We start from the raw sequence: 14650 nt of genomic DNA on the forward strand, positions 1-14650 counted from the left end.
TGCCCGGAGACCTCTAGTTATGGATGGATCAATTTTACGGGGAGTCGACATGTCGACCCATACCTGATCGGGAAAAACGGTGGCGCGACAGAGCGTACGGATGTGACGCAGTCGTTCTGGGTGCGTGACAACCCGCCCGTTTCGGTGGAACAGCTGCCTGCGGAAGTCGCCCGTCCAACTGCTATCGCAGTGGAGGCGATGAGCTGGGATGACGATCTCGCCTACCGAGTAGCTGGTGGGTCTTATGGCGTCCTACGCAGTGTGGTTGAAGGTGTCGTTGGCATAGGCGTGCTGGCGAAATCGTTTGCCGGTGCCGGCATGTACCAAATGGGCTTGTCAGCGCAGTTGGGTTTGGTAGACGCGCATGCCGCCGACGGTGAGGTTGTCGGCAGAACCGTTGCGGGAATAGTCGACTTTGCGCGCAATCCAATCAACACCACAGTCAACTACGTCAATAACAGCCTCGCTGCGGCAGATCGACTTGAGGCCAGCGGCGATCTATTTGGCGCATCGGCAGAACGCTCCAGCATGGTATTCAACATCGGCACCGCCGCCGTGGACGGTTACGGTTTGGCACGTGTAGCGGCGCCTGTTGCAGGTCGAGTGACAGGACGACTGTTAAGCGACCTGGGAGACAGTATGATGGGTGCAGGATCGCTGCGCTCGCAAATTGGGGCGGTCGGTGATGTGTCTACGGTAAAGCCGTTTGGCGTTTCACCCACAACAGCGACGACTGCAGTCTCTTCTGCAAGCAGTTCAATCCCGAGAAGGTTGTATCATTATACAAACGAGGCTGGGATGAATGGAATATTGGATTCCCAGTCTATGAACCCATCACTTAAAGCATTGAACCCTAACGATGTACGTTATGGAAATGGACAATATTTTTCAGACATTGCGCCAGGGACTATGAACCCTGCACAGTTGTCACGAGCATTCATAAATAACCCATTTCAAGGTGCGCGATACACGCACTTTATTGAGATCGATACTGCGGGCCTGAATGTAATTCAGGGGAGGCCCGGTGTATATGTTGTTCCGAATGAAGTTCCTTTGGATCTGGCTGGAAGAATTCCAAATAACGGAATGGTGGTCATTAAATGAAATACTTAAAAGTAAAATGGATTCATTCATTGGATTCCGAGCCAGTATTTATTTACAGCGAAATTGATGAAAATTCGTTAGAAATTAGGAAGGTTGAAATTTATCTCGATGGTCGAATCGGGTATGCGAGTAAATCTGAGGTGTCAGGAGGGTCAAATTTAAGTATTGAGCCGCTTCCTTCTATGAAGGAAATTTCGAATGATTCACAATTTGAGCCTATCGAAATTAGTTGTGCGGAATTTGAGGGCATTTGGAGTAACAGAAAATTGTAGCTTATCTAATCTTGCCTGTAATGGTAATTATATTGTAAGTGGAATATAATTTCTGATGTAGGGCTAGTTTCAAAAAATGCCTAGCCCTACATTAAATCTCTATTGAGTAGAAGCAATTCGCTCCTGCATCGCATAAATAGTAGTTGTCGCGGATGCCGCGAGCGCACGCGACGCATAGAACAGCCGATCAATCAGATCCCCATCCAACCCAGGCTGTCCACCTTGGTGGGCTCCTTCGCTTGCGTGCAACACCTCCAGTAGTCCATGCAGACCAAGCACGCAGTGGTCCAGATGAGCGCAGTGCAGGGCGAGACCGAAGTTCATCGGGAGCTCCGATCAGTGAATGCCGCTACTTCCTTCCGCACCTCGTGCCTCGGCCAGACGACGGAAGAAAAAACATCCTCTCGTGCGTCGCTGCGGTTGGATTGGACGTCGTCGGTCTCGGTCTGTCGGTCGACAGACGATGGTGATGCGTTATCGCTTGAACGTGCGAATCTAGAGCGCGCCATGCTGGACTCCTCGGATAGGATGGAGTCCGTCACCACGCTGCTAAACGCAGGTGACGGACGATGCGCGGTTAGCAGACCGGTCCGAGGGCCGGCAGACCTTGCGGCCTCCGCGCACCGCCCGCCATAAAACTGGCAAGCATGTGCCCATCGCATAAACAACAGACATAAAAAAACGCCTGTCATCGCTCGATGGGCGCTGGTGCGCCTCGGAGAGTTCGGGCTGCTAAACCCGGCTGCGGGATTGACCACAGCGATAACGATGCTGCTCGCGGGTGCAGATGCTGTCAAGCAGGGACGGCAAGGCGGCGTTTTGTTAGTCCTACGGCATCCCGATGGGCGGGGTGTATCAGCCGGTGGACGAGGACGGCAACCCGCTGCCGCTGCCCGACGATGGCCTGGAAGGGCTGCAGCTGCTCAGCGTGGTCAACTACCAGGACGGCACGCCGGCCACCGGCTACGACGCGGCTGGCCGCCTGCGCGGCTACCGCTACTCGCTGGTACGCAACGAGCAAGGCAGCGGCATGACCACGCCGGAGGGCTACACCCACACCTACCGCTACACCTACCAGGGCGCGGAGACCTACCTCACCCAGCAGGTCATCGGTACCAGCACACACAAGGACTTCAAGACCAGCAACAGCACCAGCACCTACGATACCTGGGGCAAGCTGCTGTCGGTGCGTGAGAACACGCCCGGCGGCAAGGTCGACGACCGGTAGCCGGTGCCGCGTTGGATGTGCCGGACGTCAAGGCAGCTACCGACCATGCCGATACGTTCAAGGAGTTTGATGTCGGGGAGGCGGCAGGCTCGAGGTGCTGCCACCGGCGTCTTACCAGGGTTAAAGCGAGCTGATCAATAGGCGCAGTCTTTGGAAGTGTGACCATTGCCCCGGAAAAATCTTTCATTGCAACCTGTGCCAGCGCTTGACACACCTCCCGGTGGAGGACTTAAGATTCACGCCGTCATCACAGGGGGATGCGACGGGCTCGCTTCGGAGGGGAGTGACTATCAGGATCGATAGTCACGCACGAGCGCTGCAACGGCGGGTCCACAACGAACCAAGGTTTTACCCATCATTCTCTAGGTCGTCTGGCCTGGCATGGTGGTCTGCGTCTCATGGATGTGGCGATGCCGTCTGTCGATAAACTCTCTATCTACTGGGCAAAAGACCCGGCCAATCCGGAACTTGCCTGTCAGCTGTGCGATGCACTGATCGAAACGGGTCAGTCCGCGCGCGCAGAAGATGTGATTGCCGCATTGCCGGCCGATACAGCATCGCTCGCAGGCGTGCAATTTCGCGCAGCGCGACTGGACCTGTTGGCTGGCCGCTACGTGGAAGCAGAAGCGCGCTTGCAGCCACTGGCCGAACGCCATGCCGCGCCTGCCCTGGACCATGACATCGCTTTTGCGCAGCTGTGCCAGCAGAATCTGGACGGCTCCGCCGCCACGCTGCAGAAGGCGCGCGCACGTCACGGCGATAACGCGGAGTTCGCTGTGCTTTCCGCACGTATCGCCCTGATGCGCTCCGATTACGCATCCGCCGACAAGGCGCTTGCCGCCGCATTGGCGTTCACCCCACAGCATCCAACCGCATTGGGCTTGAGTGCGTTGTGCGCACTGGATTCAGGCGATACAACAAGTGCCGTTGAGCAGGCACATCGCTGCCTTACGCTCTTCCCAGATCAGCACGAAGCGCTGCTGACTGCCGGTGCGCTGGCGCTGTACGCGCAAGACGGCGCCGCGGCCGGCATGCATTTCGAGCGTGCGCTTGAGCGCTTTCCCATGTCCGGCCGGGCACTGTCTGGCTTGGGCCAGGCGCAGATGTTGCAGGGCGCCTTGGCACCGGCCAAGGTATTGCTGACGCAGGCAACCCAGGCCATGCCGGACCACATCGGCACCTGGCATGCATTGGGCTGGCTGCATCTGCTGGACGGGGAGCGGTTGGCTGCCGAGGCCTGTTACCGGCGCGCCTACGCGCTGGATCGCAACTTTGCCGAATCGCATGGTGGCCTGGCAGTGGTGGCATTGCTGAACGGGCAGCGCGAAGAAGGCGAAGCGCATCTGCGGCGTTCGCTAAAGCTCGATCCCGGCAGCATCAGTGGCCGCTACGCACAGTCGCTGTCGCTTGCTGACCAGGGCGAGCAGGCGCAATCGGAGGCTGTATTCGCAGCCCTGATGCGCGAAGGTGCGCTTGCAGGTGCGCATGCGCTTGGCGCGCAAACGCCACAAGAGATTGCGCGACGTCTGCGTGCCCGGTTGTCGTCCAACGCTGCAGCAGCGCATTGACGGCCCGCTTGTGGACGCCGATACCGCCATGCATCTGCTGGCCGAGACCTTGCTCGCCTCGGCCAAGATCTCCGCGCCGATTCTGCTGATCACATTAGTGGTCGGATTGGTGATCTCGGTGCTGCAGGTCGTCACCCAGATCCAGGAAATGACGCTGACCTTCATCCCCAAGTTGATCGCGGTGGGTGCGGTGACCATGGTGTTGGGAAGCTGGATGCTGCTGACCGCAGTTGAGCTAGCCAAGCGCATGTTCGATTTTGCGGCAGGCTTGTGACGATGGAAGCGCTGACCGGCTTGGCTCTTCTGTTTGGTTACGCATCGCTGCGCTACCTGCCGGTGATGGTGCTACCCGGGCTATCACCGCTGGCGTGGGCGCCAATGCTGGTGCGCATCACCACCATGCTTGCGTTCGCATGGTTGACGCTGTTGGCCCTGCCAGATGGCTATGTCTTTCCGACCATCGGTCAACCGATGGCGCTGGTGCTGGCAGCCATTGGCGAACTGTTTATCGGCGGGATCTTCGGCCTGGCTTTCATGATTCCCAATGCCGCGTTGCACACCAGCGGCTGGCTGTTGGACATGCAGGCAGGATTGGGCGCTGGCGCCTTGCTGAACCCGGCAAGCGCCGATACGCAGGAATCGCTGCTTGGCCATGCGCTGATGCTGGCGGCCACTGTGTTGTTCTTCTCGCTCGACTTGCACGTTCTGCTGTTCAGGGGTCTGGTTGCAAGTACCACGGTGCTGCCGCTTGGTCGCATGAGCCATCCGATCAGCGCAGAGGCGTTCTTCGCATTGCTTGGAAGCAGCTTTATTGCTGCGCTGATGGTGGTAATGCCCGTCGTCCTGGGCCTGTTCTTTGTCGATGTCGCGGTGGGCTATGCGTCGCGTTCGATGCCGCAAGCCAATGTGTATTTTCTGGCGCTGCCGCTCAAGGTCGCCGTTGCGCTGGGCTTGCTGGCATTGACATTGGCCTATGCGCCAGAACTGATCGGCCGGCTGTTCGGCAGTGCGCTGGACCAGGCGCCGCAGATGCTGGGAGCGCCCTGATGGCAGACGCCGACCAGGACAAGACTGAGCAGCCGACCCAATCCCGATTGGAAGAAGCGCGCCGCAAGGGTGAAGTTGCCAAGAGTCCGGATCTGACCGCCGTGCTGATGCTGGGGATCTTTGTGGTGGTCACGATGTTGACCGGGCGGGACATCGCCGTGGCCCTTGCCAGCGCCACGCGCAACACCATGCAGTTGGCAGGTGTGCAACCACGTATCGGCGCAGACCTGGTTGCCTGGTTGGTCGAAACCTACAGTGGTTTGCTGCAGGCGATGACGCCGCTGATCCTTGCGTTGCTGGTGATCGCTGTAGTGGCCAATCTCGGCCAGACCGGACCGATCTTCAGCACCCATGCGCTTGCACCAAGCCTGCAACGCATGCATCCCATGAACGCGATCAAGCGGCTGTTCTCGATGCGTGGCTTATGGGAGCTTGGGAAGTTGGTCCTCAAACTCTCCTTATTGGGACTGCTAGCCTATATTGCGGTTGGCCATGCGGCGTCCTTTGTCGGGAAAATTGCGTTGTCGTCACCGGCGCTGCTGGTCGAGCAACTGCGCTCAGGTTTCTGGACTACATCGGTCTATGTCTTGCTGGTGCTGCTGATCGTCGCAGTGGCGGACCTGGCATTCATGCGCAAGGATCACGGCAAGAAGATGCGCATGAGTCGGCGCGAAGTCCGCGATGATGCCAAGCGGCGCGACGGCGACCCGGAAGTGAAATCCAAGCAGCGCCGTCAGATCCGTGAGTTGCTCAAGACGGTGCGCTCGCTGCCGCGCGTGGCCGATGCCGATGTCATCCTGACCAACCCCACCCATTACGCCGTGGCAGTGCAGTACCGACCGCGCAGCATGCGTGCGCCGATCGTGCTGAGCAAGGGACGGGGTTTGCTGGCCGCCCGCGTACGTCGTGCTGCGCAGCGCGCCGGCGTGCCGGTGGTCCGCATGCCGGCATTGGCACGTGCGCTGTATCGCGACTGTGCGATCGATGCACCGGTTCCCGAAGACCTGTTCGATGCCTTGGCGCCGGTCTACCGCACCCTATATGCCAACCGCCGCGGCAGTGCTGCCGCATGAAGGGCATCCTGGCCGCCTTCCTGCAGGACAAGCGCGACCTGGCCTTGGTAGGGCTGGTGGTCGGTATCTTGATGGTGCTGTTTGTACCGGTGCCTTCGGCGCTGCTGGACCTGCTGCTGATCATCAACATCAGCCTGGCATTGTTGATATTGCTGGTGACGTTCTTTACCGAATCGCCACTGAATTTTTCGACCTTTCCGACCCTGCTTCTGATTGCGACGATGTTCCGGCTGGCACTAAACGTGTCGGCAACACGCCTGATCCTGGATGGCGCCGATGCAGGTCGCGTCATCGGCGCGATCGGTACGTTCGTGATCCGCGGCAATTACGTGGTCGGTATTGTGGTGTTCCTGATTTTGGTGGTGGTGCAGTACGTAGTGGTCACCACCGGCGCGCAACGCGTGGCCGAAGTAGCCGCGCGTTTTACCCTGGACAGCATGCCTGGCAAGCAGATGAGCATCGACGCCGACATGAACATGGGGTTGATCGACGAGCACGAGGCTCGCCGGCGGCGTAAGCAGATCGAGAAGGAAGCAAACTTCTACGGTGCGATGGACGGCGCCACCAAGTTCGTCAAGGGCGATGCGATCGCCGGCATCGTCATCGTATTGATCAACATCATCGGTGGTCTGGCGATCGGCATCGCGCAGATGGGGATGCCTTGGACCGAAGCGGTGCAGCGTTTTACGTTGCTGACCGTCGGCGATGGCATCGTGACCCAGATTCCGTCGCTGGTGATCGCGGTGGCGACCGGCATCATCATTACCCGTGCTGCGGCCGACGCGCGCCTTGGTGCTGAGATTCCGCGCCAGATTCTGTCCAATCCGCGTGCGCTGGCGGTGGTTGCCGCGGCGTTGCTGTTGATGCTGACATTGCCCGGCTTTCCCAAGCTGCCGGTGGTCGCGGCGCTGATCGGCGTCGCGGTGCTGATCCGATACAGCCTGATCAAACGCGATCCCAACGCGGACGTGGTTGTCGAGGATGCGTCGCAAGGCCTGTCCGCACAGGAAGAACTGCAGCAGGCCATGCGGGTGGAGCCGATCGAAATCCGCATGGGCGCCTCATTGCACGAGCTGCTGCTGGGGCCGGCCGGGGATTTTGCGCTGCGCATCGTTAACTTGCGCAAGCAGGTTGCCGGCGAGCTGGGATTTGTCATCCCGAAAGTGCAAAGCAGCCTGCGTCCAGAATTGGAGCGCAACCAGTACGAATTGCTGGTCGAAGGTAACCGCGTCGGTCAGGGCGAGATTCATCCGGATCGCTTGCTGGCGATCAATCCAGGCGGTACGCGCGTCAAGTTGGAGGGACTGGAAACGCGCGATCCCGCATATGGTCTGCCCGCGCAATGGATCGCACCTGAGACCCGTCAGGCGGCTCGTGCCGGCGGCTACACGCTGGTCGAACCCGACACGGTGCTGGTTACGCATCTCAATGAGCTGGTCAAGCGACATGGGCCGGACCTGCTGAGCCGCAGCGAGACCGAACGCCTGCTGTCGCGCCTGGACGAGCACCGCGCACCGCTGGTCGCCGAGTTGGTTCCCAATGTACTGACGTATTCCGATGTACAGAAGACGCTGCAGTTGTTGCTGCGAGAGCAGGTAAGTATCCGTAATCTGGAAGCCATCGTCGAAGTGCTCCTGGACGCCGGGCGCAATCAGAAGCAGCCTGACGAATTGGTCGAGCGGGTGCGTGAGCGCTTGGGCGCGACCATTTGCCAGCGCTTTCAGGACGCGCGCGGCGAGCTGCATGTATTGACGCTGGAGCCCGGAATCGAACGGACCTTGATGGGCCAGCAGCGTAGCGGCGAAGGCCGTAGCGCATTGTTCACCGACATGGCGCAGCTTGACGGCTTCATTCGGCAGCTCGCCAAACAGGCCGAGGCGATGATGGGACAGAACCGCCTGCCGGTGCTGCTGTGTCCCTCGCCGTTGCGCAAGCCGTTACGTGCGTTGATTCACCGCTCACTGCCCCACGTCGCCGTGCTGGCACTCAATGAAGTCCCTTCCACCGCCCTGGTCCGCTCGTTTGCGGCAGTGGGCACACCCTTGCAGGTTGCAGCATGAACGACACCATCCAGGCGATCAGTCGTAGTCTGAATGCGGATATCGACGCGTTGACTGCGGTCAGCCAGAACGTGGCGAACCTCAACACGCCCGGTTACCAGGGCGTACGCGCACGTGGCGACTTCGCTGCGGCCACTGGCGCTGCGGCAATGATTGTGCAACGTGGCGATGGCGCCCTGCGGGAAACGGGACGTGGGCTGGATCTGGCGCTGCGCGGCAACGGCTTCTTCGTGACACAGCAGGACGGCCAGCAGCGGTTGCTGCGTATGGGTAGTTTCGTGCGTGGCGCCGACGGCAGCTTGCAGACCCGCCAGGGGGCTGCGGTGCTGACCGATGCAGGGGCGTTGACCCTGCCGCAGTCCGATATCCGTGTCGACGAACAGGGTGGTATCTGGGACGGAGATGCGCTGTTGGCGCATCTGCGCATCGTTGACGTGGCCGAACCGGCACGCCTGATTCCCAGCGAGGGCGGCTATCGCTATGACGGCGTGACTGCGCCGTGGAAGGGAACCGTGCAGCAAGGCAGCGTCGAACAATCCAACGTCGATGCGGCTGCCGAAACGCTGCAGCTCATCGAACTCTCGCGCCATGCCGAATCGGTACAGCGCGTGATATCCCTCTATGACCGAGCGATGGATACGGGCATCAACCGTATTGGCGACAACTGACAGGACTGCCCTCATGATCGACGCTCTCTACATCTCATCCACCGGCCTGCGCAGTCAGCAGCAGCAGATCGATGTGATCTCCAACAACGTCGCCAACATGCAGACGCCCGGCTTCAAGCGCGGACGCGTCAACTTTGCCGAGATCGCCAATGCGCCGGTGCCCGGCCAGGGAATCGGCCAGGCAAACAACGTGCATGGCGGCGGCATTCGCGTGAGCTCCACCTCCGTGGAATTCGGCGCCGGTGCGCTGCAACCCACGCGCAATCCCCTGGATCTTGCCATCGACGGCGATGGTTTCTTCGAGATCGAAAATGCCAACGGCGAGCGGTTCTACACGCGCTCGGGTCGCTTTCATGTCGATGCCGAAGGCTATCTGGCCACTTCCAACGGCATGCGCCTGTCGGCGGGAATTCAGATGCCGCAAGGCGCTGCGGATGTACTGATCTCTTCGGCAGGCGAAGTGAGCGCCAGGCTCGATGGCAGCGAGGAGCGAGCGGTACTGGGTAGCATCGACCTGGTCAGCTTCGTATCGACCGAGGGGCTGGAGTCACGGGGGGAAAACGTGTTTCAGGCGGCGGACCGCTCCGGCGAAGCGATTCCGTTGGCTGCGGGCAGCAACGGCGCCGGAAAACTGCAGCAGGGTTATCTGGAAGCAGCCAACGTCGACATGATCGATGAGATGACCGGGTTGGTGCTGGCGCAACGAGCGTATCAGCTCAATGCGCGCGTGTTGCAGGCATCGGATCAGATTCTCGAAACCATCAACAACCTGCGCCGCTGATGACCAGGATGCTTGCCCTGTTGTTGTTGATGTCTTGCGCCAGTGCGCAGGCCAGCAACATCTCGTCCGATCGACTGATCGCGACGGCGCGTGCGTCTTTGGAGGCATTATCCGGCACGCTTCCCGGTGACTTGATCCTGACCGCCGCTGCGCTGCCGGACTCGCAATTGGAAACGCAGATGGCCGCGACCACGCAGATGACGCTGCAAGCCGGACGGATCGGCGGAGCCTGGCCGCGCAAGCGTGTGGGCGTGCCGGTCCGAGTGCTGGTCGACGGTGTGCCGACACAGACCAGGATGGTGTGGTTCACCGTGCAGTGGTGGCTGGAGCGGCCGACCTATACACGTGCATTTGCCAGTGGCACGCCGGGTGAGCAGGTTGTTGTAGTAGCTAAACGCATGGACGTGGCCGGCGTGCTTGCCGTCGACGAAGTGGCAGCGTCAGGCGAGGCACCAGCGGCGGCACGCTTGAAGCACGCAGTGCGCGCAGGCGATCTGGTGCAGGCGCATGACTTTGCCGCCGCGCCAGCGATCGCGCGACGTGATCCGGTGACCTTGCGCATTCGCCATGGTGCGGTTGAACTGCGCTTGCCGGCAACTGCGGTGGCCGACGGGCAACCAGGCGAGGCGATTGCCGTTTTGCCACAGGGCACGCGCACGCCGGTGCAGGCACGTGTGGTTGCCAGTGGTGAGGTATCCATTGAACACTAGAGACACGCTCATGCTCGCTGCGCTGCTGTCGGCGACGACGAGCCAATGTGCCTTCGCGCAGGAAAGCCTCATCAACCCGAATACGTATCGCGGCATCGCTGCCGACCGACGCGCTTATCGCGTGGGCGATGTGTTGACGGTGAACGTGCTCGAAGCTGCCAGGGCACGCTCCGGTGCAGCCACTGATGCCGGTTCGGACGTTCGCCTGAGTGGCACCGCAGGCAATAATGCCTACCGCGGCAGCTTCGACGCCGGTCTGTCAGGTGCCTCCAAGGGCAGCGCGGAAACTTCACGGGTGGGTGAGTTGCGCACGCAATTGTCCGTACAGGTCAAGGATGTGCTGAGCGATGGATCGCTGGTGGTCGAAGGCGAGCAGTCGCTGTTGATCAACAAGGAAGATCAGCGCATCACGCTAAGCGGCATTGTGCGGCCGGATGACATCCTCGCCGATAACACCGTGTGGTCGCATCGGCTCGCCAATGCGCGTGTGGAGTTCAACGGCAAGGGCGTCGTTGCCGAGTCGCAACGTCAGAGTGTGGCCTACCGGCTGCTCAAGTGGCTGAGGGTGCTATGAACCTGCGTTTGCTGGTGCTCTTGCTAGCGCTGTCGGCTGCATCTGCGCATGCCGCCCCGGTCTCCGATGTCAGGATCAAGGACATCGCGCGCATCGCGGGTGTGCGCGAAAATCCGCTGACCGGTTACGGATTGGTGTTTGGTCTTTCCGGTACCGGTGACTCGGCGCGCAACCGCGCGACCGTGCAATCGGTCGGCAATACGCTGCGCAATTTCGGTGTCAGCGTCGAACTGGGTGATCTGTCCAGCCGCAATGTCGCGGCAGTATTGGTGACGGCCAAACTTCCGGCGTTCGCCGAACCTGGTCAGCCACTCGATGTGCAGGTCGCCTCGGCAGGCGATGCACGCAGCCTCACCGGGGGCACCTTAATGCTGGCGCCACTGAGCGGGCCCGATGGCAAGGTCTACGCCATCGCACAGGGGGCGATTTCGGTGGGTGGTTATCAGTTCGAGGCGATCACCGCATCGGTACAGAAGAACCACCCGACTGTGGGCTGGATTCCTTCCGGCGCCACCGTCGAGCGGGCAGCCGCACTGGACGTTGCGGGCGAGCCGGGAACTTTGAGCATCCTGCTGGACGAAGCGGACTTCACCACCGCCAACCGCATCGCGCAGGCGGTGAGCGTCAGTTTGCCTGGCGTCACCGCAGAAGCGGAGCACGCGGGCAAGGTCGTCGTGCGCTACCGGGGCAATCCCAGTCGTGTGGCTCGCATCTCGCAGATCGAGAATGTACGGGTGACGCGCGAGCGGCCAGCACGCGTGATCATCAACGAGCGGACCGGCACTGTGGTGGCCGGTAGCAATATCCGTTTGGGTCAGGTGAGCATTTCCCATGGTGACTTGCGTGTGGAGATTTCCACGCGTTACAGCGTGTCACAGCCCGATGGGCTGCTAGTGCGTCCAGGCGCAGGGGTACGCAGCGTATTGGTACCGGAGAGCACCATCACCACCGAAGAGCCGATCGCTCCGCTGGTGTCGGTCGCAGAAGGCGCAACAGTGGCCGATCTGATTTCCGCGTTACGTACCGCCAAGCTGACCACGCGCGACGTCATTGCGGTCTTGCAGTCCGTCAAATCCGCAGGCGCCTTGGATGGCGACCTGATCATCCAGTAGGTTACCCATGTCACAAGATCTCACCGTCGACGCTGTGCGCATGGCCTTGAGCCTCAATAAGCTCAAGGCCGAAGTCACCAGCTGGAATATCGCCAATGCATCGAGCCCCGACGCGCCGGTGTTTGTCATTGATCAGAGTCGCACGGATCGCGTCTTGAATGCCGCGGCTGGCGCCAGCCCTGACGACGTTGCAGCACTGCTGCGCAATCCGGATTCGCCCACGCTGGCGATCGTGGACCAGTGCTATGACCGTGAACGCGCCAGTCTGGACGACCTGGTTGCCGAGTCGGTATCAGCGGGGCTCAACTATCAGGCACTAACCGAATCGCTGAGCCGGCATTTCGGCTTGATGCGTCTGGCGGTGACTGGACGGAGCGGCGCATGAGCATCGATGCAATCCTGGATGCAAGCCGTGCGGGCATGCAGAACGAGCGGCTACGCATGGACCTGGCCGGGCGGCATATCGCAGTCGCCAATCAGCCGATCGATCCCCGCCAGCTGACTGCATCGGCCTCTGCTTCGTTCGCCGAAACAGTGGGCCTGGGTGATGGCATGGATGCGGCGCGCAGTCTTGGAACGCGCATGGTTCTGGACCCGAAGAATCCGATGGCCGATGCGCAAGGGCAGGTGCACTACCCGGAGGTGGACATGGTGAGGGAAATGACCAGTCTGATGACGGCCAGCCGGGGTTACGAGGCAAATGTGCGCTCGTTCAACGTGCTGCGCAGCATGGTATTGCGCGCTTTCGAGATTGGAGCCAAGTGATGACGATTGCGGCGATTGGAGCGATTGGACCAGCACAGATGGAGGCACTCGGTGCACCGGTAGCTGCAACCGGCGGCGTGAATTTTGGGGATGTGGTCGCACGTGGCATCTCTGGTGCGGATAGCGCCATCCAGACTGCGGACCAGCAGTTGCGTGCGATGGCCGCAGGCCAGGAGGTAGCGCCGCACGATCTGATGATTTCACTGGAAGAGGCACGTATGCACCTCACGTTGTTGGCCGAGGTGCGTAACAAGCTGGTCGAGGGGTATCAGGAACTCTCGCGGATGCAACTGTAAGGACACTGACGTGCTTTCCTCTTTCAAAGCGACTTATTCGACATTGGCACCGATGCGCAAGCTTGGCCTGTTCATCGCCATGGGCGTCTTGCTGCTGCTGACGGCTGCCGCGATCTGGTGGGCCTTGGCACCCCGACAGGCACTGCTCTTCGGTGAGTTGAAGCAAGCCGACGCCGCCGAGGTCTCGGCTGCCCTGGACGAATGGAAGATTCCACACAGCTACACCGCGGACGGGAGCGGCATCCTGGTGGAACAGGGGGAGGTGCATCCATTGCGGATGCGTCTGGTGTCTGCCGGCGTTCCGAAGGGGGGGCATGTTGGATTCGAGTTGTTCGATACTAATGAATTCGGTGTCACCGAGTTCGCTCAGCGCATCAACTATCAGCGTGCGCTGCAGGGTGAAATCGAGCGCACCATCGCCACGATTCCTGGTGTCGAGGCGGTGCGCGTGCACTTGTCGATTCGCCGCCCAGGTGTGTTCTTGGCCGAAGACAGTCAGTCCAAGGCATCGGTGGCGGTGTCGCTGGTACCCGGTGCAACGCTGACTGCCAAGCAGGTCAGCGGAATTCGCGATCTGGTTGCTTCGGCCGTGGATGGGCTGATGCCGGACGCGGTGGTGGTGGTCGGGCCGACCGGTTTGCAGCTAGCAGTAGGAGTCAACGATGCCGTCGGCGGTGCACAGGGCGACCTGGCACGGCAACTGGGAGCCGATTACGAGCGTGATATTCGCAAGATTCTGGAGGCGCAACCGTCCGCGGCAGGGGCATCGATCTCGGTCAATGTCGCACTGAACTTCGACAAAGTGCGCACCACCAGTGAGCGCACCTTGGTGGCGCCTGGCCAGGACCATGGGACGGTGGTGCGGCGTAGCTCGAGTTCCGATCGTGCACCCGAGGGCGGTAGTAGTGGGGTCTTGAACGAGCAGGTCGAGTACGCACACGGCACCGAGAAGCAGGAAATCACCAGGGCTACCGGACGGGTGGAACGGGTCAGCGTTGCGATTGCCTTACGCCAACCGTTGAGCGATATCGAACAAAGGCACCTGCAGCGTTTGGTGATGGCAGCAATCGGTGGAGATGCTGCGCGTGGCGATGTTGTTGAGATTGGCGTTGGATCCACCGCGATACCCAGCCAACCTCTAGGTCAGCCGGCATTGGCAGCACGCAATACCGATCGCCCGGTTGTTGGTGCTCGTGGCGTTACGTCGGCTTGGCAAGCACGCCCGATGATCTGGCTCGTGGTCGCCGTTGTGCTTAGCCTGATTGTCGGGGTGCTGATAGGAAAAGCGGTCACGCGATCACGCAGCAAGCGCTTGAGCCGAGAGCAGAGCGAACAGGCAGCGCAAGAAATTCGGGCGTGGCTGCTGGGGCCTGCACATGAGCGCGTCTGAAG

General features: G+C 60.7%; 17 protein-coding genes and 1 pseudogene. 17 read left to right on the plus strand and 1 reads right to left on the minus strand.

Going from position 1 to position 14650, the window contains the following annotated elements:
• Together XaplCFBP3123_RS21595 and XaplCFBP3123_RS12090 are read left to right on the plus strand one after the other, a co-directional pair.
• Positions 1-1104 (plus strand): HYD1 signature containing ADP-ribosyltransferase family protein (locus XaplCFBP3123_RS21595; protein WP_216361732.1); only part of this gene is annotated, 1104 nt, incomplete at its 5' end.
• Positions 1101-1376, plus strand: a complete 276-nt coding sequence (locus XaplCFBP3123_RS12090; protein WP_104534272.1) for a DUF6881 domain-containing protein — start codon at positions 1101-1103, stop codon at positions 1374-1376. The genes XaplCFBP3123_RS21595 and XaplCFBP3123_RS12090, both read left to right, overlap by 4 nt.
• A gap of 99 nt (positions 1377-1475) precedes the next feature.
• Here XaplCFBP3123_RS12090 and XaplCFBP3123_RS12095 read toward each other — a convergent pair.
• A pseudogene (locus XaplCFBP3123_RS12095) lies at positions 1476-1802 on the minus strand (hypothetical protein).
• Between the two features lie 415 nt (positions 1803-2217).
• Here XaplCFBP3123_RS12095 and XaplCFBP3123_RS12100 point away from each other — a divergent pair.
• From XaplCFBP3123_RS12100 to fliF, 15 genes are all read left to right on the plus strand, one after another.
• Positions 2218-2604, plus strand: coding sequence for a hypothetical protein (locus tag XaplCFBP3123_RS12100; RefSeq protein WP_104534273.1), 387 nt, complete (start codon positions 2218-2220; stop codon positions 2602-2604).
• Positions 2605-3014: 410 nt separating this feature from the next.
• Positions 3015-4172: a tetratricopeptide repeat protein gene (locus XaplCFBP3123_RS12105; RefSeq protein WP_253254195.1), complete on the plus strand. Its 1158-nt coding sequence runs from the start codon at positions 3015-3017 to the stop codon at positions 4170-4172.
• Between the two features lie 28 nt (positions 4173-4200).
• Positions 4201-4446 (plus strand): flagellar biosynthetic protein FliQ, encoded by a 246-nt coding sequence (locus tag XaplCFBP3123_RS12110; RefSeq protein ID WP_039530202.1) that lies wholly within the window; start codon positions 4201-4203, stop codon positions 4444-4446.
• A 2-nt stretch (positions 4447-4448) separates the two neighbouring features.
• Positions 4449-5219: a flagellar biosynthetic protein FliR gene (locus tag XaplCFBP3123_RS12115; RefSeq protein ID WP_104534275.1), complete on the plus strand. Its 771-nt coding sequence runs from the start codon at positions 4449-4451 to the stop codon at positions 5217-5219.
• The gene (locus tag XaplCFBP3123_RS12120) at positions 5219-6292 is read left to right on the plus strand and encodes an EscU/YscU/HrcU family type III secretion system export apparatus switch protein (protein ID WP_104534276.1); all 1074 of its coding nucleotides are present in this window, start codon (positions 5219-5221) and stop codon (positions 6290-6292) included. The genes XaplCFBP3123_RS12115 and XaplCFBP3123_RS12120 overlap by 1 nt, the downstream gene beginning before the upstream one ends.
• Positions 6289-8352, plus strand: coding sequence for a flagellar biosynthesis protein FlhA (locus XaplCFBP3123_RS12125; RefSeq protein ID WP_104534277.1), 2064 nt, complete (start codon positions 6289-6291; stop codon positions 8350-8352). The genes XaplCFBP3123_RS12120 and XaplCFBP3123_RS12125 overlap by 4 nt, the downstream gene beginning before the upstream one ends.
• Entirely contained in the window at positions 8349-9020 is a 672-nt protein-coding gene (locus XaplCFBP3123_RS12130) for a flagellar basal body rod C-terminal domain-containing protein (protein ID WP_104534278.1), read from the plus strand. Before XaplCFBP3123_RS12125 ends, XaplCFBP3123_RS12130 begins: the two co-directional genes overlap by 4 nt.
• 13 nt (positions 9021-9033) lie before the next feature.
• Entirely contained in the window at positions 9034-9801 is a 768-nt protein-coding gene (gene flgG, locus XaplCFBP3123_RS12135; RefSeq protein WP_104534279.1) for a flagellar basal-body rod protein FlgG, read from the plus strand.
• Entirely contained in the window at positions 9801-10511 is a 711-nt protein-coding gene (locus XaplCFBP3123_RS12140; protein ID WP_104534280.1) for a flagella basal body P-ring formation protein FlgA, read from the plus strand. The genes flgG and XaplCFBP3123_RS12140 overlap by 1 nt, the downstream gene beginning before the upstream one ends.
• A 10-nt stretch (positions 10512-10521) precedes the next feature.
• The gene (locus XaplCFBP3123_RS12145) at positions 10522-11085 is read left to right on the plus strand and encodes a flagellar basal body L-ring protein FlgH (RefSeq protein ID WP_104534281.1); all 564 of its coding nucleotides are present in this window, start codon (positions 10522-10524) and stop codon (positions 11083-11085) included.
• Positions 11082-12197: a flagellar basal body P-ring protein FlgI gene (locus XaplCFBP3123_RS12150; protein ID WP_104534282.1), complete on the plus strand. Its 1116-nt coding sequence runs from the start codon at positions 11082-11084 to the stop codon at positions 12195-12197. Before XaplCFBP3123_RS12145 ends, XaplCFBP3123_RS12150 begins: the two co-directional genes overlap by 4 nt.
• Positions 12198-12237: 40 nt before the next feature.
• Positions 12238-12582 (plus strand): hypothetical protein, encoded by a 345-nt coding sequence (locus XaplCFBP3123_RS12155; RefSeq protein ID WP_253254197.1) that lies wholly within the window; start codon positions 12238-12240, stop codon positions 12580-12582.
• Positions 12579-12962, plus strand: coding sequence for a flagellar basal body rod protein FlgC (locus XaplCFBP3123_RS12160; protein WP_104534284.1), 384 nt, complete (start codon positions 12579-12581; stop codon positions 12960-12962). Before XaplCFBP3123_RS12155 ends, XaplCFBP3123_RS12160 begins: the two co-directional genes overlap by 4 nt.
• Positions 12962-13258 (plus strand): flagellar hook-basal body complex protein FliE, encoded by a 297-nt coding sequence (fliE, locus tag XaplCFBP3123_RS12165; RefSeq protein ID WP_104534285.1) that lies wholly within the window; start codon positions 12962-12964, stop codon positions 13256-13258. The genes XaplCFBP3123_RS12160 and fliE overlap by 1 nt, the downstream gene beginning before the upstream one ends.
• 10 nt (positions 13259-13268) lie before the next feature.
• A complete protein-coding gene (gene fliF / locus XaplCFBP3123_RS12170) occupies positions 13269-14648 on the plus strand; it encodes a flagellar basal-body MS-ring/collar protein FliF (RefSeq protein ID WP_253254198.1) in 1380 nt (459 codons plus the stop codon).
• Positions 14649-14650 lie beyond the last annotated feature (2 nt).

Source organism: Xanthomonas arboricola pv. populi, assembly GCF_002939945.1.
Classification (GTDB): Bacteria; Pseudomonadota; Gammaproteobacteria; order Xanthomonadales; family Xanthomonadaceae; genus Xanthomonas; species Xanthomonas arboricola_A.

Excerpts from the sequence above, each read along its gene's own strand:
- XaplCFBP3123_RS12090 (WP_104534272.1), top strand. The coding sequence starts at position 1,101 with ATGAAATACTTAAAAGTAAAATGGATTCATTCATTGGATTCCGAGCCA.
- XaplCFBP3123_RS12100 (WP_104534273.1), top strand. The coding sequence starts at position 2,218 with ATGGGCGGGGTGTATCAGCCGGTGGACGAGGACGGCAACCCGCTGCCG.
- XaplCFBP3123_RS12105 (WP_253254195.1), top strand. The coding sequence starts at position 3,015 with ATGCCGTCTGTCGATAAACTCTCTATCTACTGGGCAAAAGACCCGGCC.
- XaplCFBP3123_RS12110 (WP_039530202.1), top strand. The coding sequence starts at position 4,201 with ATGCATCTGCTGGCCGAGACCTTGCTCGCCTCGGCCAAGATCTCCGCG.
- XaplCFBP3123_RS12115 (WP_104534275.1), top strand. The coding sequence starts at position 4,449 with ATGGAAGCGCTGACCGGCTTGGCTCTTCTGTTTGGTTACGCATCGCTG.
- XaplCFBP3123_RS12120 (WP_104534276.1), top strand. The coding sequence starts at position 5,219 with ATGGCAGACGCCGACCAGGACAAGACTGAGCAGCCGACCCAATCCCGA.
- XaplCFBP3123_RS12125 (WP_104534277.1), top strand. The coding sequence starts at position 6,289 with ATGAAGGGCATCCTGGCCGCCTTCCTGCAGGACAAGCGCGACCTGGCC.
- XaplCFBP3123_RS12130 (WP_104534278.1), top strand. The coding sequence starts at position 8,349 with ATGAACGACACCATCCAGGCGATCAGTCGTAGTCTGAATGCGGATATC.
- flgG (WP_104534279.1), top strand. The coding sequence starts at position 9,034 with ATGATCGACGCTCTCTACATCTCATCCACCGGCCTGCGCAGTCAGCAG.
- XaplCFBP3123_RS12140 (WP_104534280.1), top strand. The coding sequence starts at position 9,801 with ATGACCAGGATGCTTGCCCTGTTGTTGTTGATGTCTTGCGCCAGTGCG.
- XaplCFBP3123_RS12145 (WP_104534281.1), top strand. The coding sequence starts at position 10,522 with ATGCTCGCTGCGCTGCTGTCGGCGACGACGAGCCAATGTGCCTTCGCG.
- XaplCFBP3123_RS12150 (WP_104534282.1), top strand. The coding sequence starts at position 11,082 with ATGAACCTGCGTTTGCTGGTGCTCTTGCTAGCGCTGTCGGCTGCATCT.
- XaplCFBP3123_RS12155 (WP_253254197.1), top strand. The coding sequence starts at position 12,238 with ATGGCCTTGAGCCTCAATAAGCTCAAGGCCGAAGTCACCAGCTGGAAT.
- XaplCFBP3123_RS12160 (WP_104534284.1), top strand. The coding sequence starts at position 12,579 with ATGAGCATCGATGCAATCCTGGATGCAAGCCGTGCGGGCATGCAGAAC.
- fliE (WP_104534285.1), top strand. The coding sequence starts at position 12,962 with ATGACGATTGCGGCGATTGGAGCGATTGGACCAGCACAGATGGAGGCA.